This window comes from Streptomyces canus (genome assembly GCF_001514145.1).
GTDB lineage: Bacteria > Actinomycetota > Actinomycetes > Streptomycetales > Streptomycetaceae > Streptomyces > Streptomyces canus.
This window is the reverse complement of the sequence record NZ_KQ948659.1, coordinates 185,391-211,500: the sequence shown is the minus strand read 5'-3', so window position 1 is coordinate 211,500 and position 26,110 is coordinate 185,391. Positions and strand designations below refer to the sequence as shown.

General features: G+C 71.1%; 23 protein-coding genes, 1 pseudogene and 1 riboswitch. Of the genes and pseudogenes, 7 read left to right on the top strand and 17 right to left on the bottom strand.

The genetic code is table 11. The annotated features are described in order from the left end of the window. The first annotated feature begins 20 nt into the window (after positions 1 to 20). Together AQJ46_RS14610 and AQJ46_RS14605 are read left to right on the top strand one after the other, a co-directional pair. Positions 21 to 800 (top strand): alpha/beta hydrolase, encoded by a 780-nt coding sequence (locus AQJ46_RS14610; protein ID WP_059206010.1) that lies wholly within the window; start codon positions 21 to 23, stop codon positions 798 to 800. Continuing rightward, positions 793 to 1,398 (top strand): hypothetical protein, encoded by a 606-nt coding sequence (locus AQJ46_RS14605; RefSeq protein ID WP_059206009.1) that lies wholly within the window; start codon positions 793 to 795, stop codon positions 1,396 to 1,398. Before AQJ46_RS14610 ends, AQJ46_RS14605 begins: the two co-directional genes overlap by 8 nt. Before the next feature lie 6 nt (positions 1,399 to 1,404). On the opposite strand, the pseudogene AQJ46_RS14600 reads toward AQJ46_RS14605, so the two are convergent. The 6 genes and pseudogenes from AQJ46_RS14600 to AQJ46_RS14575 all read right to left on the bottom strand — a co-directional run bounded on the left by AQJ46_RS14600 (position 1,405) and on the right by AQJ46_RS14575 (position 6,394). Then, positions 1,405 to 2,113, bottom strand: a pseudogene (locus AQJ46_RS14600) (endonuclease/exonuclease/phosphatase family protein). A gap of 87 nt (positions 2,114 to 2,200) precedes the next feature. Then, positions 2,201 to 3,154, bottom strand: a complete 954-nt coding sequence (locus tag AQJ46_RS14595; RefSeq protein ID WP_057611808.1) for an ROK family glucokinase — start codon at positions 3,152 to 3,154, stop codon at positions 2,201 to 2,203. Between the two features lie 67 nt (positions 3,155 to 3,221). Next, positions 3,222 to 3,710, bottom strand: coding sequence for a DUF5304 domain-containing protein (locus AQJ46_RS14590; RefSeq protein ID WP_057611807.1), 489 nt, complete (start codon positions 3,708 to 3,710; stop codon positions 3,222 to 3,224). 57 nt (positions 3,711 to 3,767) lie between these two features. Further along, entirely contained in the window at positions 3,768 to 4,925 is a 1,158-nt protein-coding gene (locus AQJ46_RS14585) for an ArsA family ATPase (protein ID WP_059206008.1), read from the bottom strand. A gap of 189 nt (positions 4,926 to 5,114) precedes the next feature. Further along, positions 5,115 to 5,555 (bottom strand): SRPBCC family protein, encoded by a 441-nt coding sequence (locus AQJ46_RS14580; RefSeq protein WP_057611805.1) that lies wholly within the window; start codon positions 5,553 to 5,555, stop codon positions 5,115 to 5,117. A gap of 83 nt (positions 5,556 to 5,638) precedes the next feature. Then, a complete protein-coding gene (locus AQJ46_RS14575; protein ID WP_059206007.1) occupies positions 5,639 to 6,394 on the bottom strand; it encodes a metallophosphoesterase family protein in 756 nt (251 codons plus the stop codon). Positions 6,395 to 6,729: 335 nt separating this feature from the next. On the opposite strand from AQJ46_RS14575, the gene AQJ46_RS14570 reads away from it, so the two are divergent. Continuing rightward, positions 6,730 to 8,526 carry an AMP-dependent synthetase/ligase gene (locus AQJ46_RS14570; protein WP_059206006.1) on the top strand — a complete coding sequence of 599 codons (1,797 nt, stop codon included), beginning with the start codon at positions 6,730 to 6,732 and terminating at the stop codon, positions 8,524 to 8,526. Positions 8,527 to 8,545: 19 nt separating this feature from the next. Here AQJ46_RS14570 and AQJ46_RS14565 read toward each other — a convergent pair whose 3' ends face one another. Together AQJ46_RS14565 and AQJ46_RS14560 are read right to left on the bottom strand one after the other, a co-directional pair. Continuing rightward, complete coding sequence (locus AQJ46_RS14565; RefSeq protein ID WP_455770090.1) at positions 8,546 to 10,177, bottom strand: GMC oxidoreductase; 1,632 nt, start codon at positions 10,175 to 10,177, stop codon at positions 8,546 to 8,548. Between the two features lie 32 nt (positions 10,178 to 10,209). Next, the gene (locus AQJ46_RS14560; protein ID WP_059206004.1) at positions 10,210 to 11,352 is read right to left on the bottom strand and encodes a glycosyltransferase family 4 protein; all 1,143 of its coding nucleotides are present in this window, start codon (positions 11,350 to 11,352) and stop codon (positions 10,210 to 10,212) included. Positions 11,353 to 11,484: 132 nt separating this feature from the next. On the opposite strand from AQJ46_RS14560, the gene AQJ46_RS14555 reads away from it, so the two are divergent. Then, positions 11,485 to 12,726 (top strand): glycosyltransferase 87 family protein, encoded by a 1,242-nt coding sequence (locus tag AQJ46_RS14555; RefSeq protein ID WP_059206003.1) that lies wholly within the window; start codon positions 11,485 to 11,487, stop codon positions 12,724 to 12,726. Here AQJ46_RS14555 and AQJ46_RS14550 read toward each other — a convergent pair. Further along, the gene (locus AQJ46_RS14550; protein ID WP_059206002.1) at positions 12,684 to 13,997 is read right to left on the bottom strand and encodes an MATE family efflux transporter; all 1,314 of its coding nucleotides are present in this window, start codon (positions 13,995 to 13,997) and stop codon (positions 12,684 to 12,686) included. The two genes, AQJ46_RS14555 and AQJ46_RS14550, sit on opposite strands and share 43 nt — an antisense overlap. 89 nt (positions 13,998 to 14,086) lie before the next feature. On the opposite strand from AQJ46_RS14550, the gene AQJ46_RS14545 reads away from it, so the two are divergent. Further along, positions 14,087 to 14,617 (top strand): PadR family transcriptional regulator, encoded by a 531-nt coding sequence (locus AQJ46_RS14545; RefSeq protein ID WP_059206001.1) that lies wholly within the window; start codon positions 14,087 to 14,089, stop codon positions 14,615 to 14,617. Here the strand turns inward: AQJ46_RS14545 and AQJ46_RS14540 are convergent. The 5 genes from AQJ46_RS14540 to AQJ46_RS14520 form a co-directional block, all read right to left on the bottom strand. Further along, complete coding sequence (locus tag AQJ46_RS14540; RefSeq protein WP_059206000.1) at positions 14,605 to 15,798, bottom strand: hypothetical protein; 1,194 nt, start codon at positions 15,796 to 15,798, stop codon at positions 14,605 to 14,607. The genes AQJ46_RS14545 and AQJ46_RS14540 overlap by 13 nt on opposite strands. 33 nt (positions 15,799 to 15,831) lie before the next feature. Continuing rightward, on the bottom strand, positions 15,832 to 16,848 hold the full coding sequence (locus AQJ46_RS14535; RefSeq protein WP_059205999.1) for a C40 family peptidase: 1,017 nt from the start codon (positions 16,846 to 16,848) through the stop codon (positions 15,832 to 15,834). Positions 16,849 to 17,073: 225 nt separating this feature from the next. Then, entirely contained in the window at positions 17,074 to 18,108 is a 1,035-nt protein-coding gene (locus AQJ46_RS14530) for a C40 family peptidase (RefSeq protein ID WP_059206340.1), read from the bottom strand. A gap of 209 nt (positions 18,109 to 18,317) precedes the next feature. Further along, positions 18,318 to 19,661 (bottom strand): NYN domain-containing protein, encoded by a 1,344-nt coding sequence (locus tag AQJ46_RS14525; RefSeq protein WP_057611795.1) that lies wholly within the window; start codon positions 19,659 to 19,661, stop codon positions 18,318 to 18,320. 35 nt (positions 19,662 to 19,696) lie between these two features. Further along, entirely contained in the window at positions 19,697 to 19,936 is a 240-nt protein-coding gene (locus AQJ46_RS14520) for a hypothetical protein (RefSeq protein WP_020137397.1), read from the bottom strand. A 171-nt stretch (positions 19,937 to 20,107) separates the two neighbouring features. On the opposite strand from AQJ46_RS14520, the gene AQJ46_RS14515 reads away from it, so the two are divergent. Continuing rightward, positions 20,108 to 20,848 (top strand): rhomboid family intramembrane serine protease, encoded by a 741-nt coding sequence (locus tag AQJ46_RS14515; protein WP_059206339.1) that lies wholly within the window; start codon positions 20,108 to 20,110, stop codon positions 20,846 to 20,848. Beyond that, positions 20,845 to 21,126, top strand: a complete 282-nt coding sequence (locus tag AQJ46_RS14510) for an Lrp/AsnC family transcriptional regulator (RefSeq protein WP_057611794.1) — start codon at positions 20,845 to 20,847, stop codon at positions 21,124 to 21,126. Before AQJ46_RS14515 ends, AQJ46_RS14510 begins: the two co-directional genes overlap by 4 nt. Before the next feature lie 3 nt (positions 21,127 to 21,129). On the opposite strand, the gene AQJ46_RS14505 is transcribed toward AQJ46_RS14510, so the two are convergent. The 3 genes from AQJ46_RS14505 to trpD all read right to left on the bottom strand — a co-directional run bounded on the left by AQJ46_RS14505 (position 21,130) and on the right by trpD (position 26,083). Next, positions 21,130 to 23,280 carry a protein kinase domain-containing protein gene (locus tag AQJ46_RS14505; RefSeq protein ID WP_059205998.1) on the bottom strand — a complete coding sequence of 717 codons (2,151 nt, stop codon included), beginning with the start codon at positions 23,278 to 23,280 and terminating at the stop codon, positions 21,130 to 21,132. Between the two features lie 68 nt (positions 23,281 to 23,348). Further along, complete coding sequence (locus tag AQJ46_RS14500; RefSeq protein WP_059205997.1) at positions 23,349 to 24,710, bottom strand: aminotransferase class V-fold PLP-dependent enzyme; 1,362 nt, start codon at positions 24,708 to 24,710, stop codon at positions 23,349 to 23,351. 120 nt (positions 24,711 to 24,830) lie between these two features. After that, a riboswitch (SAM riboswitch) is annotated at positions 24,831 to 24,947 on the bottom strand. Between the two features lie 71 nt (positions 24,948 to 25,018). Then, positions 25,019 to 26,083, bottom strand: a complete 1,065-nt coding sequence (gene trpD, locus AQJ46_RS14495) for an anthranilate phosphoribosyltransferase (RefSeq protein WP_059205996.1) — start codon at positions 26,081 to 26,083, stop codon at positions 25,019 to 25,021. Between the last annotated feature and the right edge of the window lie 27 nt (positions 26,084 to 26,110).

The window sequence follows — 26,110 nt, the reverse complement described above, 5'->3', positions numbered from 1 at the left end:
TTCATGAACAGGAGACCTAGGTGCCGGTCCTCCCCGGAGCCGAGCCGTTCCGCCATGAGGGCGGGGAGGCCGGTGTCCTTCTCTGCCACGGCTTCACCGGTTCCCCCCAGTCGCTGCGCCCCTGGGCCCAGCACCTCGCCGAGCACGGCCTGACGGTCTCCCTGCCGCTGCTGCCCGGGCACGGCACCCGCTGGCAGGACATGGCCCTCACCGGCTGGCAGGACTGGTACGCCGAGGTGGACCGCGAGCTGCGCGCCCTCAGCGAGCGCTGCACCTCGGTGTTCGTGGCCGGTCTGTCCATGGGCGGCACCCTGGCCCTGAGGCTGGCGGCCAAGCACGGGGACGCGGTGAGCGGTGTCGTGGTCGTCAACCCGGCGAACCGCATGCACGGCCTCGCGCCGTACGCCCTTCCGGTGGCCCGTCACTTCGTCCGTACGGCGCCCGGGATCGCCAGCGACATCGCCAAGGAGGGCAGCGTCGAGCTGGGGTACGACAAGGTGCCGCTGCACGCGGCGCACTCCCTGCGCACCTTCTTCCGGCAGGTCGACGGCGAGCTGCCGCAGGTCACCCAGCCGCTGCTGGTGCTGCGCAGCGCCCAGGACCATGTGGTGCCGGCGGCCGATTCCGCGCGCGTGCTGAGCCGGGTGTCGTCGACGGACGTAACTGAGATCGTGCTGGAACAGAGCTACCACGTGGCGACGTTGGACCATGACGCGGAGCGGATTTTCGACGAGAGCCTCGCGTTCATCGGCCGGCACACCACCGGCATCGGCAGCGAAGGGACGGCCGCACGTGGCTGAGCACGACTCCGACCGCGAGGACCGCGAGCCGGACGAGCAGGGCGTCCCGTTCGACGAGGAGGCCGCGTGGGCGGCCATCGTGGCCGGGTACGGCGAGGAGCCGAAGGACCCGCCGGGCACGAAGCCGTTCAAGTCGGTCGAGGATCTCGCGCTGCTCGAGACCGAGACGAACGACGAGCCGACGACCACGGAGACGCAGCCCAAGAAGGACGGGGTGAAGAAGGACGCGCCGAAGCAGGACGAGAACCCGGCGAAGCCGCTGGGCGGTTCCGTCGCCTTCGCGCCCGGTGTCGGACCTCGTGACTACAGCGCGCCCGAGCCGTCCGAGGAGGACTTCGAGGAGGACGACGAGGGGCACTTCGTCCCCCCGGAGCCGCCGCCGCTGCCGTCCGCCGACACCACCTCGAGGTTCGCCTGGCTGGGAGTGCTGGGCGGGCCGGTTCTGCTGCTGGTCGCGGTGCTGCTCGGCTGGGAGATGACGTGGTGGCTGGCCACGGCGGGGATCGGCGGCTTCCTGGGTGGTTTCGTCACGCTGGTGACGCGGATGCGGGCGGACGACGAGGACGACGAGGATCCCGGCCGGGGTGCCGTGGTCTAGCCCCGCTCAGTTCGCGGGGATTTCGAGGGTGGCCAGGACCGGGAGATGGTCGGTGGCCGCCCTCATGTCTGCCTCCGTGATCCCGGGGAGGTGCGTGGGGACTCCGCAGCCGAGCACGTCGATGCCCTTCGTGGCGAAGATCGCGTCGATGCGCTGGTGGGGTTCCGTATGGGTCCAGGTGTGTTCGGCACCCATCGGGCTGGTCGCCCAGCAGTCCTGGAGATTCGTGGCGAGGCGCCTGAAGGTGCGGCCGGTGGGGCGGTCGTTCAGGTCGCCGCCCGCGATGACGTGGTCCACGCCCATGCCGGCGAGGCGGTCGAGGAGCATGCCCGCCTGGTCGTAGCGCTCGTCCGCCTGCAACGACAGGTGACAGCTCAGGACGCCGAGGCGGGCGCCGCCGAGGCGTACGACCGCGGTGGCGAAGCCTCTTCGGTGCTGGCCGGGGGTGAGAGGGAGGAGGACGTCCTCCGTACGTTCGACCGTTGCCCGCAGGTTGCAGAGGATCGCGGGGCCCGCCGCTGTGCCCCCTCCGGTGAGGATGACCAGCCCTGACGCTGACGCCAGCCGTGCCAGCTTCTTGCGCCAGCGGAAGAAGCGGGGGGGCTTCCTGGATCAGTACGAGATCGGGTTCGCAGGCCCTGATGACTCGGGCCAGCGCGTCTGTGTCGTCTCGCATCGAGCGGATGTTGTAGCTCAGGACTTTGACCGGAACCATGTGGATCAATTTACTGCCACGAGCAAGAGGGAGGGGCGCGAGGTGTGTGCCGCCCCGCGCCCCTGAGTAGGTCCACTGAATGCAGGTTTACATGATCGGGTCGGGCTCTCTCGCCAGGTCCGCCGCGCCCACCAGGCCCGCCTTGTTGCCCAGTTGGGCCGCGATGACGTCGGCGACCGGGCGCCAGTTGCCGCCCACCAGCCAGCGCTTGTAGGACTTGCGGATCGGGTCCAGGACCAGTTCTCCCTCGTCGGAGAGGCCGCCGCCGACGATGAACGCGGAGGGGTCGAAGAGGGAGGCCAGGTCCGCGAGGCCGGCGCCGGCCCAGCGGGCGAGCTCGCGGTAGGAGTCGACGGCCACCGGGTCGCCCTGGCGGGCGGCCATGGAGATGTGCTTGCCCTCGATGCCGTCGGGGCTGCCGTCGCCGAGTCCGAGGAGGATCTCGGCGTTCTCCGGGGTGGCGTTGGCGCGCTGCTTGGCGTAGCGCACCAGGGCGCGGCCGGAGGCGTACTGCTCCCAGCAGCCCTGGCTGCCGCAGCCGCACAGGAGACCGTCGGGCACCATGCGGATGTGGCCGAACTCGGCCGCCACGCCGAAGTGGCCGCGGCGCAGCTTGTTGCCGATGATGATGCCGCCGCCGAGGCCGGTGCCCAGGGTGATGCAGATGACGTTGCGGTGGCCCTTGCCCGCGCCGAACTTGTACTCGCCCCACGCGGCCGCGTTGGCGTCGTTCTCCACGACGACCGGAAGGCCGACCCGGGTCTCGACCTTCTCCTTCAGCGGTTCGTTGCGCCAGTGGATGTTGGGCGCGAAGTAGACCTCCGAGCGCTGGCGGTTGACGTATCCGGCCGCACCGATGCCCACGCCCACGATCGCGTGCCCGGCGCGCGCGCCCTCCACCGCCGAGGCGATCGCGTCCACGATGCCCTCGGCCGTGCCCGGGGTCGGCACCTTGTAGGTCGAGAGGATGTTGCCTTCCTCATCGACCACGCCGGCCGCGATCTTCGTGCCGCCGATGTCGACGCCGATGGTGAGTCCCATGAATCCCTCAGTTTCGGTCGAGCCCCGCTACGGCCAACCGTACCCGAGCCCCTGCCGTCAGGGGGTTTCAGTCCAAGTCGATGCGCTCGCCGGGGCCGGGGTCCTCGCCCCGGTCGCGCAGCGTGTCGTCGTCGCGGCGGCTCCAGCGCTGCTCCTGCGCCTGGACCGCGGAACGGTAGGCGGCGAGGAGCTCGCCCCCCGCGGCGGCGAGGTGGTCGAAGACGTCCGGATTGCGTTCGATGACCGGCTCGACCGCGGCCTTGGCCTGCTGGACGACCTGCTTGACCACCTGCTGGGCGGCGGGTCCGGCGATGCCACCGAGGAGCGGGGACTGGAGGCCGGACAGCTTCTCGGCGACGTTGTCGACGAGCTTGCGCAGCTCCTCGGCGGCCGAGCCCGGGGGCGGGCCGTACTGGGTGCGGCGGCGGGCCTTCTCCGCCGCGAGGTCCTCCGCGACCGCCGTCGCCCACGCGTCGGCGTCGGTCGCCCGTACCTCGTCCACGGAATCCACGGGCTCGCGGTCTCCGGCGTCGGACGGGGGGAGCTCTTCGCTCATGACGACCTCCTGACTACGGTTCGTCCCTACGACGTTACCCGAACGGGCGTACACGGTTCACGGGGTCCGGGGCCACAGATCCGGGTCCGGCGCGAACCGGATGCGCAGCTCGCCCTCGCGCAGGGCGGCGCCGGCGACGGTGCAGCGGCGCAGGGCCGAGGGCAGCGGGACGATCCGGCGGAACTGCCCCGCGCTGACGACGAGTTCGTCGCCGCGCCGGATCAGGTCCAGCTCGTCGCGTATGGCGCCGGGCAGCGGGAGGTGCCACACCAGGACGCCGTCCTCGGCGAGGTGATCGACGACAGGCCACTCGACGGTGGAGGTCGTGTCGTTGACCTCGGGGACGGCGAGGGCGGTGAGGTCGTCGGCGCCGCGCGGGTCGTGGCCGAGGTGCGGGACGGCATGGACGTCGTACGACTCCTGCCACTCCTCCAGGGCTTTGCGCTGCTGGGCGACGAGGCCGGCGGGCCACTCCTCCGGTACGACGCGGTTGGCGATCAGCGCGTCGGGGCGCAGGCCGCGCAGGGCGAGGGCGAGGCTCGCGGACCGTACGTCGTCGATGCCGGCGGGGCCGGGTTCGGCGACGAGTCGCACGACGGCCTCCCGCTCGGCGAGGACGGCCTCGACCGCGCCGAGTTCGGTGTCCCAGCGGGCGGCGGTCTCGTACAGCCACTCCGAGGGCATGGGGACGCCGGCGAGCCTTCCGAGTACGGGGCGCAGGCCCGCGGCGGCCTGGCGCTCGGCCGGGAGCAGGCGGCGCAGGTAGCGGCGGAGTTCCTCGGGCAGGGAGAGAAGGGCGAGGGCCTGCTGGGTGGGCGGCAGGTCCACGACGAGCAGCTCGTGCCGCTCGGAGAGCGCCGCGTCGCGCACGGCCCGCAGGAGGGTGAGTTCCTCGGCGCCGGGGAGGGGGGTGACCTCCTCGGGGTCCAGGCGGGAGGCGCCGAGCAGGTTGAGGACGTGGGAAGCGCGGTCCTGGAAGCGGGCGAGGTCATCCCGGAAACCGGCGGTGGCGTCGGGGCGCCAGGCGGTGAGGTGCGGGGTGATCCGGGTGGGGGTGGGGCCCGTCGTCGCGCCGAGAGTCGTGCCCAGGGTGTCCGTGCGGTCGGCACTCAGCACCAGGGTGCGGATGCCGTTGCCTGCGGCGCGCAGGGCGGTGGCGGCGGCGACTGTCGTACGACCGCTGCCGCCGGGGCCGGTGATCAGGATGGTGCGCATAGGGGTGAACCGTAACGGACACAAGGACATGCCTCGTTGTGCGGTCTTATGGCTGCGGGCGCGATGTGGCTGGTCGCGCAGTTCCCCGCGCCCCTAAGTGGGTGCGGCCACGCCGGCTGGAACGTGCCCCAAAGGGGCGCGGGGAACTGCGCGACCGGCCCCCACCGGCCCGCAGCCGACCGCGAACCCCTACTCCCCCGACTCCACCCGCTTCTTCAACCCCGCCAGCGCCCGGTCGATGATGACCTTCTCCGCCTTGCGCTTAATCATGCCGAGCATCGGGATCTTGACGTCGACCGTCAGCAGGTACGTGACCTCCGTCGCCCCCGCACCCGCCGGCTTCAGCACATACGAACCGTCCAGCTGCCGCAGCATCTGGGACTTCACCAGCGTCCAGGAGACCTCGTTCTCGCCGGTCCACGTGTAGCCGAGGACCTGGTCGTCCTTGATGGCGCCCGCGTCCATGACCAGCCGGACCTGCTCGGCGCGGCCGGACGGGTCCGTCGAGAGGACCTCCGCCTGCTTCACCTCGCCCGTCCAGTCCGGGTAGCGGGCGAAGTCCGCGATCACCGCCATGACGTCGGCAGGCGCAGCTTCGATCGTGATGCTCGAACTGGTGTGTTCCGCCATCGCCGTGGCTCCTCCAGATATGGTCCGGTGAGGAAGGGTGGTACGCACGTCTGTGCAGCGTGAAGGCTACCGCGCGTCCGGGCTCACCATTCCAGCGCCCACGGCTTGCCGGTCCCCGCGAAGTGCCCCACGTTCACGCACTCGGTCGCCCCGATCCGCATCCGCGGGACCAGGGGCTGGTGGACGTGACCGAACAGCGCGTACCGGGGCCGGGTGCGGCGGATCGCGTCCAGCAGCGCCCGGCTCCCCCGCTCGAACCGCCGCGCCACCGTGTCGTACACCAGCTCCGGCACCTCCGGTGGGATGTGCGTGCACAGCACGTCCACCTCGCCCACCGCCTCGATCTTCGCCGCGTACTCCTCGTCGCTGATCTCGTACGGCGTCCGCATGGGGGTCCTGAGACCGCCACCCACGAAGCCGAACGTCCAGCCGCCGATCTCCACCCGTTCGCCGTCGAGCACGGTCGTACCGCGTCCGGCGTACTCCGGCCACAGAGGCGGCATGTCGACATTGCCGTAGGTCGCGTACGTCGGTGTCGGGAACGCGGCGAACATCTCGGCGTACTGCTTGCGCACCGCCGTCTCGATCACGGAGGCCCGGTCCGCGCCGATTCCGCCCCACAGCCGCGCCCCGAGCTCTCGCGCCTCCTCGAAACGCCGGGCGGTGCGCAGTTCCACGATCAGATCGGCGTTCTCCGTCCCGAACAGGTCGGGGAAGATCCCGCGCGAGTGGTCGGCGTAGTCGAGGAAGAGAACGAGGTCACCCAGACAGATCAGGGCGTCGGCACCCTCGCCGGCTCTGGCCAGGTCACGGGCGTTGCCGTGCACATCGCTGACCACGTGAACGCGCGTCTTCCGGTTTCCGGCCGGTGTGGGTGCCATGACGATCAAGAGTAGGCCTGTGCGGCATACGTGAACAGAGCCGACCGGTCCTGCGGTTACTGGCCAGTCAGCAAGCAGGTGGACTACTGTGCGCGAAGAACCCCAATCCGTGTGACGCAGCGAACATCTCGCCGGGACCCCCTGTCGAAGAAGCCATACCGGCGGGTAACGTCCGGGCAGTCCAGTCGTGCTCAGCTTTCAACTACTGAAACCCTGAGTACCTGCCCGAGCCTTGGACCGACCGTCGCATCACACAACGTCGTGGCGCCGGCGCCCTATGAGGAGCAGCAGTCTTGCGCGAGTTCAGCCTTCCGGCTTTGTACGAGGTCCCTGCGGACGGCAATCTCACCGACATCGTCCGTAGAAACGCCGCGCAGCATCCCGACGTCGCCGTCATCGCCCGCAAGGTGGGCGGTCAGTGGCAGGACGTGACGGCCACGGCGTTCCTGGCCGAGGTGCACGTCGCCGCCAAGGGGCTCATCGCCTCCGGCGTCCAGCCGGGCGACCGGGTCGGCCTGATGTCCCGTACCCGCTACGAGTGGACGCTGCTCGACTTCGCGATCTGGAGCGCGGGCGCGATCACCGTGCCGGTGTACGAGACCAGTTCGCCGGAGCAGATCCAGTGGATCCTCGGCGACTCGGGCGCGACCGCCTGCGTCGTGGAGCTGGACGGTCACACCGCGGCCGTCGAGTCGGTGCGCGACTCGCTGCCCGCTCTCAAGCACGTCTGGCAGATCGAGGGCGGCGGGATCGAGGAGCTGGCCCGCGCGGGCAAGGACATCAGCGACGCGGCCGTGGAGGAGCGCAGCTCGCTGGCGAAGGCCGACGACCCGGCGACCATCGTCTACACCTCCGGCACCACCGGGCGCCCCAAGGGCTGTGTGCTCACCCACCGCAGCTTCTTCGCGGAGTGCGGCAACATCGTGGAGCGGCTGCGCCCGCTGTTCCGCACCGGTGACTGCTCGGTGCTGCTCTTCCTGCCGCTCGCGCACGTCTTCGGCCGGCTCGTGCAGATCGCGCCGATGATGGCACCGATCAAGCTGGGCATGGTCCCGGACATCAAGAACCTCACCGACGAACTGGCGTCCTTCCGGCCGACGCTGATCCTGGGCGTGCCGCGCGTCTTCGAGAAGGTCTACAACTCGGCGCGCGCCAAGGCGCAGGCGGACGGCAAGGGCAAGATCTTCGACAAGGCCGCCGACACGGCGATCGCCTACAGCAAGGCCCTGGACACCCCGTCAGGTCCGGCGCTGGGCCTGAAGATCAAGTACAAGACCTTCGACAAGCTGGTCTACAGCAAGCTGCGCGCGGTCCTCGGCGGCAAGGGCGAGTACGCCATCTCCGGCGGCGCCCCGCTCGGCGAGCGCCTGGGGCACTTCTTCCGCGGCATCGGCTTCACGGTCCTGGAGGGCTACGGCCTGACCGAGTCCTGTGCCGCGACCGCGTTCAACCCGTGGGACCGCACGAAGATCGGCACGGTCGGTCAGCCGCTGCCGGGCTCGGTGATCCGGATCGCGGACGACGGCGAGGTGCTGCTGCACGGCGAGCACCTGTTCAAGGGCTACTGGAACAACGAGGCCGCCACGGCCGAGGCGCTGACCGACGGCTGGTTCCACACCGGTGACATCGGCACCCTCGACGAGGACGGCTACCTCAGGATCACCGGCCGCAAGAAGGAGATCATCGTCACCGCGGGCGGCAAGAACGTCGCTCCGGCCGTGATCGAGGACCGTATCCGGGCGCACGCGCTGGTCGCGGAGTGCATGGTGGTGGGCGACGGACGGCCGTTCGTGGGCGCGCTGATCACCATCGACGAGGAGTTCCCGGGCCGTTGGGCCGAGGAACACGGCAAGCCTGCGGGTGCCACCGCGGCGTCGCTGGCCGGGGACGCGGACCTGAACGCGGCGATCCAGGCCGCGATCGACGACGGCAACGCCGCGGTGTCGAAGGCGGAATCGGTGCGGAAGTTCCGCATTCTGTCCTCCCAGTTCACGGAGGAGACGGGCCACCTCACGCCGTCGCTGAAGCTGAAGCGCAATGTGGTGGCGAAGGACTACGCGGACGAGATCGAGGCGATCTACGCCAAGTAGAGCGCCTGTTGAAAGAGCGTCATGGCGCGGTGTCCTCGGCGAGGACCCGCGCCATCGTGCGTTCGGCGAGGGCGGTGATGGTGACGAACGGGTTGACCCCGATGTTGCCGGGGATCAGCGAGCCGTCGGTGACGTAGAGCTTCGGATAGCCCTTCACCCGGCCGTAGTTGTCGGTGGCCCTGCCCAGCACACAGCCGCCCAGTGGGTGGTAGGTGAAGTCGTCGGCGAAGACCCTGCTGGGGGAGCCGAAGAGGTCGTAGCGGTAGATGGTCGAGTTGGCGGAATTGATCCGGTCGAAGAGCTTCTTGGCCATGCCGGAGGAGACCGAGCTCTGCACGGCACTCCAGTTGAGGTTCAGAGCGCCGCCCGAGTACGAGAAGGCCGCGCGCTGCGGGTTCTTGGTGATCGCGAGGTACAGGCTCACCCAGTGCTCGAGTCCCGTGGGTAAGGGCGCGATCTCGGCGAAGACGGGGTTGTCGGTGTTGGCCCAGTCGTCGATGCCCATGACCGGCATGGTCGACTGGTTGGCGCCGACGGTGTCCCACAGGTGGTTGGCCCGCCCGAGCATCACGTTGCCGTTGGGCCCCCAGCCGGCCCCGACGCTCGCGTCCAGCGCCGGGAGGGTCCCCGACTGCCGTGACCGGAGCAGGAGTTCACTCGTCCCCAGGCTGCCGCCGCCCAGGAACAGATAGGTGCAGCCGTACTGCTTGGTCTCGACGACCGCGCCGGTGATGTCGATACGGTCGGCGGTCAGCACCCAACTGCCGTCGCTCGCCCGGCTGATCCCGGTGACCTTCTCCATGGTGTGGATGGTGACGTTGCCGGTGCCGAGCGCGGACGCCAGATACGTCTTGTCGAGGCTCTTCTTGCCGTGGTTGTTGCCGTAGATGACCTCCTGGCCGAGGGCCGACTTGGTGGCGGTACCGGCGGCCTCGCGCTGCATGTAGCCGAAGTCGTAGACGCTGGGCACGAAGGTGGTCTTCAGGCCGGTGTTGCCGGCGTGCTTCCGGGAGACCCGGCTGAACTGGTACCACTCGGTCGACTCGAACCAGGCCGGGTCGACGCTGTTGACGCCGAGCATGGCGCGGGCGCGCGGGAAGTACGTGTTGTACATCTCCGCGGTGTCGACGCCCGGGAACTGCTCGGCGAAGTAGGACTGGCGCGGGGTGACCGCCATCGAGCCGTTGACCAGGGAGCCGCCGCCGACCCCGCGGCCCACGAACACGGACATGTTGGAGAAGCGGACGCGGTCCAGGACGCCGGGGTAGGGGTTGATGTCCTTGTTGACGACGTCCAGCCACAGGAAGGTGGCCAACGGCGCCTCGGTGCGGGTGCGGAACCACATGGAGCGCTGGTCGGGGTTGGCGGTGTTGCAGAAGACCTTGCCGTCGGGGCCGGCGGTGTTCCAGAGCCGGCCCATCTCGAGGACGAGGGTGCGGATGCCGGCCTGGCCGAGGCGGAGGGCGGCGACGGAGGCGCCGTAGCCGGAGCCGACGACGATGGCGGGGGCGGACTCGACCGCGGCGGGCTCGTCCGCGCGGGCCGACTGGAGCCCGACGCGGGTGAAGCCGAGAGTGGCCGCCGTCTGGAGGGCGGCCATACCAAGGATCTGACGTCTAGTCAGCTGACGCTGTATCAGTTTTGCTGTCATGCGCGCAGCATCGGCGGATTATTGGCCTCCGGCTATAGCAACGCCTTCAACTTTTCCGCCAACAAATCCCATCGCCACTTCTCCTCGACCCACTCCCGTCCCCGCTCCCCCATACGCCTCCGCAGTTCCGCGTCGCCGAGGAGGACGACGATCCGCTCGGCGGTCTCCTCGGCCGATCCACCGCGCACGACCCAGCCGGTCTCGCCGTCGAGGACCGCGTCCGGGGCACCTCCGGAGTCTCCTGCGACGACGGGCAGGCCGGTCGCGGAGGCCTCCAGGTAGACGATCCCGAGCCCCTCGACGTCGAGCCCGCCCCTGCGGGTCCGGCACGGCATCGCGAAGACGTCCCCGGCGCCGTAGTGGGCGGGCAGCTCGGCCCAGGGCACGGCTCCGGTGAAGCGCACGGAGTCGGCGACACCGGTCTCGTGGGCGAGCCTGCGCAGCTCCTTCTCATAGGGCCCGCCGCCGACGATCAGCAGAACGGCGTCGGGCTCCTTCGTGAGGATCCGCGGCATGGCGAGGATCAGCGTGTCCTGCCCCTTGCGCGGCACGAGCCGGGACACGCACACGACCACCGGCCGGTCCGTCAGGCCCAGCCGCGCCCGCACGGCGTCGCCGCCCGACCCGGGATGGAAGATCTTCTCGTCGACGCCCGGCGGCAGCTGCTCCATCCGCCCGGCCGCCCGCGGCGTCAGCGCGCCGGCGATCCGCGAGCGCGTGTACTCGCCGAGGTAGGTGAGAGTGTCGGTGGACTCCCCGATCCGGCCCAGCAGCTGCCGCGCGGCGGGCAGTTGGGCCCACCCGGCCTCATGCCCGTGGGTCGTGGCCACCAGTCGCTCGGCACCCGCCCTCCTGAGCGCCGGCGCCATCAGCCCGAGCGGCGCGGCCGCCCCGAACCACACCGACGTACAGCCGTGCTCACCCAGCAGACCGACGGCCCTGCGGGTTGCCCCGGGGGTCGGCAGCAGCATGGTCGTGGAATCCCGTACGACGGTGAAGGGCTGCTCCGCGTCGAAGGCGGCGGTCGCCTCGACGCCCTCCCGGCTCCGCTTCCAGGTGGAGGCGTAAACGACCAGGCGCTCGGGGTCGAGCCGGAGCGCCATGTTGTGCAGGAACGCCTGGATACCACCCGGGCGGGGCGGGAAGTCGTTCGTCACGATCAGGGTCTTGTGCATCGCCGCCGACCCTACCGAACCGGCAGCTCACAGCCGGGGACGGCCGCCGTTATGGCACCCTCACAGGAGAGCGGGACATCATGTTCTCCTCAAGCGACCATTTCAGGGCGACGGCGAACGGCGGGGAACCACGTGGAGACGACGGGCGTGCGGCGGTCCCTGACGTGGCTGCTGCTGACCTGGGGCGTGACCAGGCTGTTGCTGCTCCTGTTCGTCTTCAAGGTGTACGTCTTCCCCGGGCCGGACGTCACCAGTGATGTGTCGGTCATCTACCAGGGCTGGTACGACGTCCTGCGCACCGGAACGTTCCCGCAGTCGGACGTGACATGGCAGTATCCGCCCGCCGCGGCCCTCGCGATCCTCTCCCCCGCGCTGCTGCCCTTCCTGGAGTACACGCAGGCCTTCTTCCTCATGGCCTTCGCCGCGGACCTGGCCGCCCTCCTCCTGCTGCTGTACGCGGGCCTGCGTCCCGGACGGCGGCTGCGGGGAGCCTGGGTGTGGGTGGCGGGCGTACCGCTGCTCGGCCCGACCGTCTACTCCCGCTACGACGTGATGGTGACCGCGGTGGCCGTCGCCGCGGTCCTCGCGGCCGCCCGGCATCCGAAGGTGGCCGGGGCGCTGGTGGGCTTCGGGGCGCTGCTGAAGGTGTGGCCCGCGCTGATCCTCGTCGGGATCCGCAGGCGGAGCGTCTGGGCCTCGGCGGCGGCGACGGTCGTGGTGGTGGCCGGACTGTTCTCCGTCGCGATGCCCGGGGCCTTCGCCTTCCTGACCTTCCAGCGGGAGCGGGGCACCGAGGTGGAGTCGCTGGGCTCGCTGGTCTTCCACATCGCCCGGCACCACGGCTGGAACGGCTCGGTCCTGCTCAACTACGGCTCGGTCGAGTTCCTCGGCCCCTGGGTGACCATGGTCAGCACGGCGGCGCTCGCGCTGACCGGCATGGCCTTCGGACTGCTGCTGCTGTGGCGGCTCGCGGCCACCCGGTTCGAGGCTCATACGGCGGCCGACGCGGCGCTGGTGGCGGTGCTGATGTTCACCACCACCAGCCGTGTGATCAGCCCGCAGTACATGGTGTGGCTGGTCGGTCTCGCGGCGGCCTGTCTGTGCTTTCGCGCGAGCCGGATGGGCGTGCCGGCCGTCCTGGTGCTGATGGCATGCTTCGTGACGGTCCTGGAGTTCCCGATCTGGTTCGCGGACGTCGTCGGGAGCACCCCGCGCGGCATCGTGCTCCTGGTCGCGCGCAACGGCCTTCTGGTCCTCGCCACCGTCATCGGCATGCGCGAGCTGTGGAAGGCGACGGTCCGGAAGCCGGCCCCGGCGGTCCCGGTGCCGGATCAGGCCGAGGCTCCGGCCCAGGAGGCCTCCGCCTCGTCCTGAACTCCGGCGCGCGTACGCCGGAACAGCACCGTCACGACCGCGCACTGAAGGGCCATGGCCAGCGCCATCGCCAGGCACACACCGGGCAGTCCGAGGCCCGTGCAGCCGTACGCCAGCGCCGGCTGGGCCGCCGTGCCGAGCAGCGTCACCCGCAGCAGCGCCGGCGCCTGTCCACTGCCCTCGAAGACCCCGCCGAGCGCGATGAAGCACGCCATCAGCAGCAGGTACGGACCGACGCAGCGCAGGAACAGCACGCCGTCGTGGGCGACTTCGGGGCCCGCACCGAAGGCGGCCATGATCCAGGGGGCGGTCACGAAGAGCAGCACCGCCGCCACGAGCCCCACCGCGCCGGACACGACCACCGCCTCCCGCCCGATCGCCCGCCGCGCGTCCCGCCCGGCGCCCCGTAGGTGCGCGGTGTGGAGGGAGGCGGCCTGCCGCACGGCGTAGAAGGCCATGGTGGCCACGTACATGACCTTGTACGCGAGGGAGTAGGCGGCCACGGCCGTCACCCCGAGCCGCGCCACGATCGCCACCAGGACGAGCGCGCCGCCCTGGCGCACGGTGAAGTCGGCGGCCATGGGCAGCCCGGTGGTCAGCGTCGCGCGCAGCGGGACACCGGCCGGGACACCCCTGCCCGACCGGAGCAGCGTGTTCCGGCGCAGGGCGAGCAGTCCCACCCCGAGGGTCAGGGCCCGGCACAGCACGGTCGAGGCCGCGGCGCCCTGGACGCCGTACCCGTGGATCAGGAACGGATCGCACACCAGGATCAGCCCGTTCGCGAGGAGGGCGAGCCGCATGGGGGTCCGGGTGTCGCCGGCGCCCTTGAGGATGCCGTCGACCAGTTGCTGGGCGAAGAAGACGGCGATGCCGGGCATCGAGATCGCGAAGTAGGCGGTGGCCAGGGTCACGGCCCGGCCGCCGTCGAGCACCAGCCGGGCCAGCGGCTCGCGCAGCAGGAAGCCGCCCACGGCGACCACCGGGGTGACCAGCGCCCACAGCGCCACGCCGCCGCGCACGGCCGCGCGCACCCCGGCGGGATCCCGCGCGCCCCGGGCGTGCGCCACCAGCACGGTCGTCCCGGAGGCGAAGACGAGCGCGACGCCGAGCAGCACGTTCTCGGCGTTGGTCGCGACAGCCACGGCGGCGACGGCGGGGCCGCCGAGCCGGGAGACCCACACGGTGTTGATGATCCCGGCGGCGACGGAGGCCAGCAGGCCGAGGTACACGGGGTGGGCGAGCGCGACGAGTTGCTTGCGATGGCTGTTCATCCGGAACCCCCCTCCTATCGAACTACCTCGAATAGAGGTAGCTCGATAAGAGGTAGCATGGCGTCAGGACCCCCGCAAGGAGGAATGCAGTGCTGGAGCTGTCGATCCTCGGCTTCCTCGCCGAGGAACCCCTGCACGGCTACGAGCTCAAGGAGCGCATCAAGGCACTCACCGGCCATGTCCGCCCGGTCAGCGACGGCGCGCTCTATCCGGCGATCACCCGTCTCGTCAAGGCGGGCAAGCTCGACGAGCGGACGGAGCCGGGCGCGAGCGCGGCCCCGCGTCGGACGCTGTCCCTGACCGCTCTGGGGCGTGAGGAGCTGCTGGAGCGGCTGCGGCACCCCAAACAGGCCGAGATCACCGACCAGGTCCGTTTCAACACCGTCCTGGCGTTCCTGCGGCACCTGCCGGACCGGCGGGAGCAGGCAGCCGTACTGCGCCGGCGGCTGGAGTTCCTCCGGACGCCCGCCAGCTTCTTCTACGACGGCGGCGAACCGGTGCGCGCGGAGGAGACGGACGACCTGTTCCGGCAGGGCATCCTGCGGGTGGCGCGGGCGACCGGCCAGGCCGAGCGGGCGTGGCTGGCGGAGGCCATCGAGCGGTTGGATCAGCCGAGCTGAGCCCGCAGATACTCGCGCCACTCGGCCGTGAAAGCCTTCAGGTCGGTGCCGAGCACCTTGGCCATGGCCTCCTCCACCGCCCCCGGCCGCTTCGTGTGTGTGCCCACGGCCCGGTAGAACGCGCCCAGCTTGGCCTCGCCCCACCGGTCCGCGATCATCCGGCAGGCCATCCAGCCGCCCTCGTAGGACCTGGCGAGCGCGGTCGCGCTGCCGGCGAAACCGAAGTCCGCGTCGGACGGCAGGACCGTCGGCACCCTGCGCTCGGCGACGGCCTCTCCCAGCTCCGGTGCGGCCTCGGCCGGCGTGCGTCCGGTGCCGCGGTAACCGACCCAGTCGGCGTACCCCTCCGACAGCCACAGCGGGGTCGCGGCGGTGGTGTCGGCGCGGGTGGCGACATGGGTGGTCTCGTGGGTGAGCACGACCTGCCCGCCCACGGTGCCGAGGAGGCCGTACGCGTCGGGGTTGACGATGATCCGGTCCGCGGGCGCCTGCGCCGGGGCGCCGGTCTCGCCGGTGGTGACGGCCGCGATCCCGCGGTACGAGGAGGCGGGCGAGCCGAGCAGGCCCGCCATCCCCTCCACGGACCTCGGGACGAGCACGACGACGTGCCGGGACCACTCGGTGCCCCAGGCGTCCGACACCGCGGGCACGGCGCGGTCGGCCAGATCCGCGAAGGAGTGCAGCCTCTCGCCGGACTGTCCGACGCCGAGGACCAGGCTGTGCGTTCCGCGGACGACGGTCACCTCGCCCTGGTCCCACAGCTGCTGCGGGGCCTTCCTGGCGGGCTTCTCACCGACGACGTACCACTGGTCGGACGCGTCCAGTGACAGGTCCAGGGTGCGGGCGACGGTGACGGGGGCACTGTCGTAACCCTGGACCTGGTAGCGCAGTTCCGCGTCGGCGGTGGCGGTGGAGCCGCTGCGGTGGACACCGGTGACCTTGTAGGACCAGGAGGCGAGCGGTACCGCGCTGACGTCCTCGAACCAACTCGCGGTGCCCGTCTCGGCGATGGCCGCCTTGTCCCGGTCGAGGACGGCGGTGGCCCGCCGGTCCAGGACGCGCTGCACGTCGGACTTCGCGGTGTCGGCGGCCGTCGGCCTCCCGCCGCAGGCCACCAGGGAGGTCAGCAGCAGGCACAGCACCACGACACCGTGTTTCGACGCCCGCCTTCGACCAGCCATGTTTCCCGATCGTACGGGTAACGGAGCCGTCGGTCAGGGGCGTGTGACCGTCGCCCCCGGCATCATGCCCACCGGGTCGTAGCGCACCGGGGCGCCGGGGTACGGGGCGTGGACGACCTGACCGTTGCCGACGTACATGCCGACGTGACTGGCGTCACCCCGGTAGGTGACCAGGTCGCCGGGCATCGCCTGGGAGAGCGGGACCTGGCGGCCGGCGTAGCGCTGGGCCTGGGACGTGCGGGGCAGGGCGACGCCGGCCTGGGCGTAGGCCCACTGCGTCAGGCCCGAACAGTCGAAGCCGGTGGGCCCGTTGGCGCCCCACACGTACGGCATGCCGATCGCGGACTGCGCGGCGGACACCGCGGCGGCCGCCCGGCCCGAGGGCGCGACCGCACCCGAGAGGTCGGGCATCCCGGAGCGGCCGGAGCGGGATGCCCGGTCGTAGGCGGCGCGTTCGTCGGACGGCAGGGAGTTGAGCAGCTCGCGCGCGCCGGCGAGCTTCCGCTCGACGGTCCGCTTGTGGGAGGCGACGGCTTTGCGGCTCTTCTCCAGTTCGCCGAGCTTTTGTGCCGCTTCGCTGCGCTCCTGGGCGAGTTCGCGCATGGCCTCCTGGAGGTCCTTGAGCTCACCCGCCTGGTGGGCGCTGATCCGGTCGAGGACGGCGGCCTTGTCGAGGTACTCGTCCGGGTCGTCGGAGAACAGCAGCGCGAGGGACGGGTCGAGGCCGCCGGAGCGGTACTGGGCTCCGGCCAGCGAACCGAGCGCCTCACGCATGGAGTTGATGCGCTCCTGCTGCCGCGCGATCCCGTCCTGCGCGGTTCCGACCTCCTCGCGCAGCGAGTCGGCGCGCTCGTCGGCCTTGTTGTAGGCCTCGGTGGCGTGCTCGGCCTCCTCGTAGAGACGGTCCACCTCGGCCCGGGTGTCGTCGGACGGGGCGGCGACGGCCGGTACGGCGCCGAGCGCGGCGGCCGCCGCGGACAGCACGGACAGGGCGGCACCGGCGCCCCGGTTGAACCCGGACGTCTGGACAAGGCGGCGATGGGACCCCACGGGAAGCCGCGCTCCTTCCACTGACGGACAGAGACGTTCCCCGGCGAGGGGGAAACGCGGCCGACAGTAGCCCCGCGGCGGGGGCGTATCCAACGACCTCCGTGGGCACACAACGTGACACCCCGCCTATGACGCAGGTCATGGGCGGGGTGCGGAGTCAGTTGTGCTTGTCGTGATTCGCCCGAACGGACGGCGAGTCGTCGCGATCTTGAGCAGTCGGGAGGCTCAGATCCGCACGCCGAACTGGAACGGCATGTTGTTGATCGACTCGTAGCGCACGACCGTGCCGGTGCGCGGGGCGTGGATGACCTGGCCGTTGCCCGCGTACAGGGCGACGTGGTGCAGGTCGCCGTAGAAGATGACCAGGTCGCCGACCTTGAGGTCGCTCATGCTGTAGATGCGCGTGCCGGCGTTGGCCTGGGCCTGGGAGGTGCGCGGGATGGTGATGCCGGCCTGGGCGTAGGCCCAGGAGGTCAGGCCCGAGCAGTCGTAGGAGGCGGTGCCGGTGGCGCCGTAGACGTACGGCTTGCCGAGCTGGGTCTGGGCGGCGTTGAAGGCGGCCTGGGCCCGGGCGGAGGACGCGGGGGCGTCACCGAGGTCCACGCGCTCGCTCGCGGAGCGGCTGGCACGGGCGTCGGCGGCGGCGAGGGCGGACTTCTCGGCGGCCGTCAGCGTGTTGAGGAGCTTCTGCGCCTCGGCGAGCTTGCCCTGAACGGCCTTCTTCTGCTTGGCCAGTTCGGTGCGGGTGCTCGAGAGGTCCTTGAGCTTCTCGGCGGCCTCGGCGCGGTCCTGGGCCAGCTCGCGCTGCTTCTCCTGGATCTTCTTCAGCGCCTCGACCTGCTGGGAGCTGAGCTGGTCCGCGGTGGACGCCTTGTCCAGGTAGTCCTCCGGGTTGGAGGACAGGAACAGCTGGAGCGAGGAGTCGATGGTGCCGCTGCGGTACTGCGCGGCGGCCGCGAGGCCTATGGAGTCCCGCAGTTCGTTCAGGTCGTCCTGGCCGCGGGCCACGTTGTCCTGGATGGTGGAGATCTCCTTCTGGAGCTTCTCCTGCTTCTCCTTGGCGCCGTTGAGCTTCTCGGTGGCCTGCTCGGCCTGCTCGTAGAGGGCGTCGACCTTCGCCTTGACCTCGTCCTTGCTCGGCTTCTCGCTCGGCGCGGCATTGGCGGCATTGGCACTGAGGGCCACGGCGGCAGCGGCTGCGGTCGTGAGCACGGTCACGCGCGTACGGCTCGGCTGCTTGGGTCGACGGTGGGACGCCACGGAGGTGAACTCCTTCTTTTGAGTGATCACCCGCTCGGAGGTTCGAGCCCAGACCCTAGTGACCTTCCCGTGATCAGTTCAAATCCTCAGGAGCAAAATCTCGTCACGCCCTGCATTCTTTGCACATAACTCACATGCAGTGATGTCAACTTGACACTACGTTGCGTGACGATACGGCTAATTCGGTCATTCAGCCTGGACTTTGATGTTTAGGACAGCCGCTTCAGAAGCACCGCGGAAGCGACCGGCCGCGCCCCCGCCTTGGCGATGCCGTCGGCGACCTCGCGGTCGGTCGAGGCGACGATCACCGGCCGTCCGGGCGGCTCTGCGCGCACCAGCTGGCGGATCAACTCGTCGGCGGTGACACCCGCCTTGGAGAACAGCACCCGCACCCCGCGCGGCGGCGCGAGCAGCACGGGCGCGGCCAGCTCGGCCCCGTCGAAGACACAGGTCACCTCCGCCCCCGTCTGCGCGGCGAGCTGGGAGAGCTGCCCGAGGAGCCTCAGGCGCTGCTTCTCCAGCGGCATCTGGGGATAGCCGGTCTTGGTGACGTTGTAGCCGTCGACCACCAAGTGCGCCTGGGGCAGGGCCAGAAGCTGGTCCAGGATCGCAGGGTCGTTCTCGGACAGCGCCCGCGCGGCGATGTCCTTCGGGGTCATTCGTCCCGGTTCGACGGCGTCCACCGTCTCGGCGGGCCGCACGGAGACCGGCGGCAAGGCCAGCTCCCGCCGCAGCCCCTGGGCCGCGTCCAGAACGGTGTCCAGAAGCAGACGCACGCGCATGTCCTCGACACTGCGCCCCTCCCGCGCTGCTCTGCGCGTGGCCTCCAGAGCGGCCTCCGACTCCCCGAGGCGCGCCTTCAGACGCCGGGACTCGCTCTCGGCGGCGGACAGCTGGGCCTGCCCCTCGGTGCGTACGGTCTCCATCTCGCCCTGCAGCTTGCGCAGGGCCGCCTCGCCGCGCTTGACGTCACTGTGTGCCGCGCGCAGTTTGCGGTGAAGCGATTCGGCTTCCTTCTTGGCCGACTCCAGCTCGGAGCGCAGCCGCTCGGTCTCGGCGCGCGTCTGGTCGCGGGCGGCCGCGAGCTCCTCGCGCAGCCGCTCCAGCTCGGCGCGGCTCTCCTCGTCGGCACGCTCGGCGTCCGCCCGCAGGGCCTCCTCGCCGGCCGCGGTGACCAGCTTGACCCAGCCGGTCGGCCGCAGAACATAGGCCGCGGCCGCCACATCGAGCGGGTCCGCGGCAGGGGGCGGCGCACCGGAGTCGAGGGCCCCGGCCAGCTCCGGCTGGGCCTCTCTGAACTTCTCCGCGATCCGCTGGCGGAACAGCGGATCGGTCTCCAGCGCGGCCGCCATGGCGTTGCCCGCGAACTTGGCCCGCCGGTTCGGCGCGAAGCGCGCGTACTGCCTGAGCTGTGCGGGCAGTTCACCGACGGTCAGCCCGCCGAAGCCCTCCGAGACGATGTGCACGACCCTGCGCCGCACACCGTCGGGCAGCGGACGGTCGAGCACCTCGGCGGCGCCGTCGCCCGGCTCCCCGCCTTGTGTCTCCACCATCCGTCACACCCCATCGCTGTGCGGGGCCGGCCCTGTCAGGAGTCGGCGCCCGGCCTGTCCACGAGTTCCACCTGGTCCACGGCGTTGCACCAGCGGCACCGCACCGACTCGATGGTCTCACTGACCACCTCGCGCTCCTCGACCTTCGGCTCTCCGGCCAGGTCGAGGTGGACGTACTCGACGACCTTCGACGAGCGGGTCACGTCGAAGCGCGTGAGGTTGCCGCAGAGGGTGCAGCGCCACCGCGTCGAGGCGGTCGGGAGGGGAACCGTCATCGTGACTGTGCTCTTTCCTACTAGCCATTGTCCGTGACACACCGGCGGCCCGGTGCGTGTGGCTCGTAACCCTAAGGCCTGGCGGGTACTCGCCGCTCGGGCGTCCACAGCGCCTGTCCGACGGCGAGGCGGTCTGTGCTGTTGCGTCCCGTTACGCCATGCTCTGTGTTCGTGATCAGTAACTGGAGGGTGACGGTCGGTGGAGCGAAAAGGTCGCTGTGGGGGCCGGCACCGGTCACCTACGGCCTGATCGCCCTGTGCTGTCTGGTCTTCCTGGTCGGCCCCGCCTCGGGTCTCGATCCGGCGTACGGCACCGGGGACGCGGCCCTGGCCGCTCAGCGGGCCTACTTCCACCGCTGGGGCGTGGTCCCCTCCGAGCTCTTCGCGCACTCCCCCAATGCCGCCCTCACCCCGGCCACCGCGCTGTTCGTGCACGGCAGCTGGGTGCACCTGCTGGGCAACATGCTCTTCCTCTACGTCTTCGGGGTCATGACCGAGGAACGGATGGGCCGGGTGCAGTTCCTCCTCTTCTACGTCGGCTGCGGCTACCTCGCCCTGCTGGGCTACGCGGCCGCCAACGCCGACTCCGAGCAGTCCCTGGTCGGTGCCTCCGGGGCGATCTCGGCGGTCCTCGGCGCGTTCCTGTTCCTGTTCCCCGGGGCCCGGGTGACCAGTCTTCTGCCGTTCCTCTTCTTTCTCCCGCTGCGCTTCCCGGCCTGGGTCGTCCTCCCGTTCTGGGCGGCCCTGCAGTGGCTGGCGGCGGGCCGTGCCTCCGACGGCCCCGGGGTGGCCTATCTGGCCCACCTGGTGGGCTTCGGCCTGGGCCTGGTCTTCGCGTGGGTGCGCTTCGGCCGTGCCACTAGAGTGAAGTCCGCCCCAGCTCCGTCCCCCGAGGGAGAGAACCAGCCGTGATCACCGCGATCGTCCTCATCAAGACCAGCGTGGACCGGATCCCCGAGATCGCGGAGCGGATCGCCGCGCTGGAGTCCGTGAGCGAGGTCTTCTCCGTCACGGGCACGTACGACCTGATCGCCATGGTCCGTGTCAAGCAGCACGAGGACCTGGCCGAGGTCATCCCGGGCAGCATCAGCAAGATCCCGGGCGTGGAGGGAACGGACACGCATGTGGCGTTCCGGACCTACTCCCAGCACGACCTGGAGGCCGCGTTCGCGATCGGCCTCGACGGCTAGGGCCTAGGAGTCGAGCGCGAGCACGGTGATGCCGTCGGCGGTCGCGACGTACACGCGGCCGCTCCGGACGACCGGTGACTGGGTGCCGACGGAGGCACCGCCCTCGACGCGCTTCTGCCAGGTCTGCTTGCCCTTGCGGTTGACGCCGTAGAGCGTCGAGCCGTGGCGTACGTAGACGGTGTCGCCGAAGACCGTCGGGTTGCTGTACTGGCTTCCCTCGTCGGTGAACCGGAAGGACCACGCCGTCGACCCGTCGGCGGGGTCCAGGGCGACGAGTTCGTAGTCGGACGCGGTGACGCCCAGGCCGCCGAAGGGCACGCAGGTGAAGTAGCGGCTGCCGTACACCTTGTCGTTGGTCACGTTCCACAGCGGCTTGCCCTTGCGGCCGATGCCGTGCAGCATCTGCTCGCCGCCCGACCCGACCACCAGCGTGTCGCCGACCAGCGCGGGCCGCCCGGTGTCGAGGCCGGCCGCCGTCGCCCAGAGCCGCTTGCCGGTCTTCGCGTCCAGCGCCTGCAGCTGGTCCCCGAACGTGCCGACGTAGACCACCCCGTTCGCCACCATGGGCTCACTGGTGGGCGCCGGCCCGGTCGGCGTGGACCAGCGCACGCTGCCGTCGGGGGCGTAGGCCCGCACCCCGCCCGCGTCGGAGCCGTCGCCGTAGGACACCAGGATCAGTTGCCCCGCGGTGACCAGGAACTGGCTGTTCGCGGCGAACGCCTTGGTCCAGCGGACCTTGCCGCCCCGGCCGAGCGCGCACAGCTTGGAGGCGCCCTCCTGGTCGTCCTCGAGCAGGCAGTACACGCCCTGCGCGGTGGCGAGCGGGGACATGGCCTCGGCGCCCAGTGCGGTGTGCCAGACGGTCCGCCCGTCCAGGTCCAGCGCGTGCAGCGAGCCGTCCGCGCCGCCGACGTACACCCGCGTGCCGTCGGGCGAGAGGGCGGCGCAGGGGCCGCGCCGCCCGCCGAGCCCCTGGACCTTGTACTGCCAGCCCGTCGCGGACCCCGTACCGCTCGCCCCGGCCCCCCGCACGCCCGTCGCGGAGCCGTCCGAGGAGTCCCGCAGCCACAGCCACCCGCCCGCGCCGCCGGCCGCCACGACCCCGGCACCGCCCACCGCGGCCCGCAGCAGCCGGCGCCGGGACGGCGGAGCGGGCGTCGGTGAGACATGGGTGGCCGCGGGGAGGTCCGTGACGGTCACCGGCGCCACGTACTCGACCCGGCTCTCCCGCTCCCCCGAGTCGTGCCCGGGAACCCAGCGCGCACCGCTCTGCGCGGCCACCTCGGGCTCCTTCACGGCGCCGGGGCCGTACCACCCCGCCCGCAGTCCCTCGCGCAGCGATCCCGCGGTGTGCCCCGCGGCCGCGACCAGCTCCGCGGGCGTCGGCCGCGCGCCGGGGTCGTCCCGCAGACACGCCTCCACCAGCGGCAGCTGTTCCTCCGGTACGGCGGACAGGTCGACGTCCCCGGTCAGGATCCGCAGCAGAACAACCGAATCCTGCCCCTCGCCGAACGGTTCCTTGCCGCCGGACGCGTACGCGAGGACCGCGCCCAGGGAGAAGACGTCACTGGCCGGCACCACCTGGGCGCCGTTGCGGATCTGCTCGGGCGAGAGATAGCCGACCGACCCGACGACCACGCCGGTGCGGGTCAGCGCGGTGCCCTCCAGAGCCCTGACGATCCCGAAGTCGATGACCCTGGGCCCGTCCGGCGAGAGCAGGATGTTGGAGGGCTTGAGGTCCCGGTGCACCAGCCCCTTGGCGTGGATCGCGGCGAGTGCCTCGGCGAGCGCGGCCGCCAGCAGCCGTACCGCGTCCGCGGGCAACGGTCCCCGGTCGAGCACCGCGTCCCGCAGATTGGGCCCCGCCACGAACTCGGTCGCCATCCACGGCCGCGCGGCCTCGGTGTCCGCGTCCACGACGCGCGCGGTGTAGGTGCCCGCGCCGCCGACGGTCTGCGCGGCCCGCACCTCGTGCCGGAACCGGGCGCGGAAGGTTCGGTCCTCGGCGTGCTCGGCCCGTACGACCTTCACGGCCAGCCGCAGCCCGGCCCGCGCCTCGGCGAGATACACCTCGCCCATGCCGCCGGACCCGAGTCTGCCCAGGACCTCGTAGGGCCCGATGGTCCGCGGGTCCGTCTCGCGCAGCTCCTGCACCCCGTGCTCCCCCTGCTTTCCGTACGGCTGCTGAGAGGGAGCGTATACGCGCGCCGGACGTCAGTACGTCAGACGGCCGGGACGCAACGGCCGTCCTCGGTGCGGTACGTCCACTTCGCGCCGTCCGCGACCAGTTCCTTCACGGCGCGCACGAACCGCTCCACGTGCTCGTCCGGTGTGCCCGCGCCGAAGCTCACCCGGATCGCGTTGAGGGACTTCTCGCCGGGCGCGGCCTCGGGGGCGCCGCACTCGCCCTGGGACTGCGGGTCGCTGCCGAGGAGGGTGCGGACGAGGGGGTGGGCGCAGAAGAGGCCGTCGCGGACGCCGATGCCGTACTCGGCGGAGAGGGCGGCGGCGAAATGGGAGCTGTTCCAGCCCTCGACGACGAAGGAGATCACGCCGACGCGGGGGGCGTCGTCGCCGAAGAGGGACAGGACGCGGACCTCGGGGACGTCGGCGAGGCCCGTCCGCACCTTCTCGATCAGGTGCTGCTCGCGGGCGACCAGGGTGTCGAAGCCTGCCTCGGTGAGGGCCCGGCAGGCGGAGGCGATGGAGTAGGCGCCGATGACGTTCGGCGAGCCGGCCTCGTGGCGGGCGGCGCTCTCGTGCCACTCCACGTCCACTCCCCCGTCCTCGCGCCGCGTGACCTTGCGGCTGGCGCCGCCGCCCGCGAGGTAGGGGTCGGCGGCCCGGAGCCAGTCGGCGCGGCCGGCCAGGACGCCGGAGCCGAAGGGTGCGTAGAGCTTGTGGCCGGAGAAGGCGACCCAGTCGACGTCGAGGTCACGGACGCTCAGCGGGTGGTGCGGGGCCAGCTGGGCCGCGTCGAGCACGATGCGGGCGCCGTGGGAGTGAGCGGCCGCCGCAAGCTCCCGTACGGGCCACAGCTCACCGGTGACGTTGGAGGCGCCGGTGACGCACACCAGGGCCGGGCCCTGGGGGTCCCGGTCGGCGAGGGCCTTCTCCAGGGTCTCGACGGCCTGCCGCGGGGTGCGCGGGGCGTCGAGGTAGGTGACCCGGGCGTCCTTCCACGGCAGCAGCGAGGCGTGGTGCTCGGTCTCGAAGACGAAGACCTGGCAGTCGGCGGGGAGGGCGGCGGCGAGGAGGTTGAGCGAGTCGGTGGTCGACCGGGTGAAGACCAGCTGGTCGTCGTCCCGGCAGTCGAGGAACTCGGTGACGGTCCTGCGGGCGTTCTCGAACAGGTCGGTCGACAGCTGGGAGAGGTAGCCGGCGCCGCGGTGCACGCTGCCGTAGTAGGGGGCGTAGGCCGCCACGTCATCCCAGACGCGCTGGAGGGCGGGGGCGCTGGCCGCGTAGTCGAGGGCCGCGTAGGTGACCTCGCCGCCGGTGACGAGCGGGACGGTGACGTCTCGCCCCAGAACGGGCAGCTGGGCACAAATGGTCCGGGCGGAGGCAGCGGTGGAGACAGACATGGGGAACTCCCGTGAAAAGAAAGGTGAGATGGGTGTGCGGAGGCGGGGCTCGGCGCCCTATCGCATTCGCTTGCTCACGGAAGACTCCCTCGAATGACCAGGACCCCTGGTATCGAGAGGGGCCCGCGCTTGCCGTAGACCTCGCTGCCTACGGCCTGGTCTTCACCCGGGGCACCCCGCCACGGACGGAGGGTTGCCGGACAGTCGGCCGGGGCCTCATGACTGTCACTCATGACCTGGTACAGGAACGTACGTGAAGTGATCGCGGTCCCGCAACCCGTGTCCGGATGACGGGACCGCGATGCCGGCTACGCGTGGCTCGCTGCCACCCAGCGTTCCAGCGTGCGCTTGGCGGACCCGGAGTCGATCGACTCAGCGGCCTTCGTCATGGCGGCGCCGATCTGCTCGGCCAGCGTCCCCGAACCCGGGTCGAGCGCCACCAGAGCCGCCGCCGAGTTCAGCAGTACGGCGTCCCGGACCGGGCCCTTCTCGCCGTCCAGCAGCCGCCGCGCGACCTCCGCGTTGTACGACGGGTCCGCGCCCCGCAGCGCCTCCACCGGGACCAGCTCGATGCCGACGTCCCGCGGATCGAAGCTCTCCTCGGTGACCTTGCCGTCGCGCACGACCCACACCCGGGACGTGGACGTCGTGGTCAGCTCGTCGAAGCCGTCGTCGCCGCGGAAGACGAGGGAGGAGTTGCCCCGCTCGGCCAGCACGCCGGCGATGAGCGGCGCCAGGCGGGGGTCGGCCACGCCCACGGCCTGCGCCTTCACCTTGGCCGGGTTGGTCAGCGGACCGAGCGCGTTGAAAGTGGTCCGGATCCCCAACTGCCCTCGCGCGGCCGCCACATGACGCAGCGCCGGATGGAACTTGATGGCGAAGCAGAAGGTGATCCCGGCCTCCTCGGCCACCTCGGCCACCCGCTTCGGCGTCAGCTCCAGATTGACGCCCAGCTTCTCCAGCACGTCCGAGGCGCCGGACGCGGAGGAGGCGGCCCGGTTGCCGTGCTTGACGACCTTCGCACCCGTGCCGGCGATGACGATCGCCGACATCGTGGAGATGTTCACCGTCTTCGCCCCGTCGCCGCCGGTGCCGACGATGTCGACGGTCCGGCCCGGCACCTCGATGACGTTCGCGTGCTCGTACATCGTCCGGACGAGCCCGGTGATCTCCTGGACGGTCTCGCCCTTGGCTCGCAACGCCACCGCGAACCCGGCGATCTGCGCGTCCGTGGCCTCGCCGCGCATGATCAGGTCCATCGCCCAGGCGGTGTCGTCGGCGGACAGGTCACGGCCCTCCAACAGACCGTTGAGCAGACCGGGCCAGGAACGGCCCGCCGCGGTGTCGCCTCCAGCGGGGGTCACAGCGCTCATGGGGCCGCTCCAGATGTCGTAGAACAA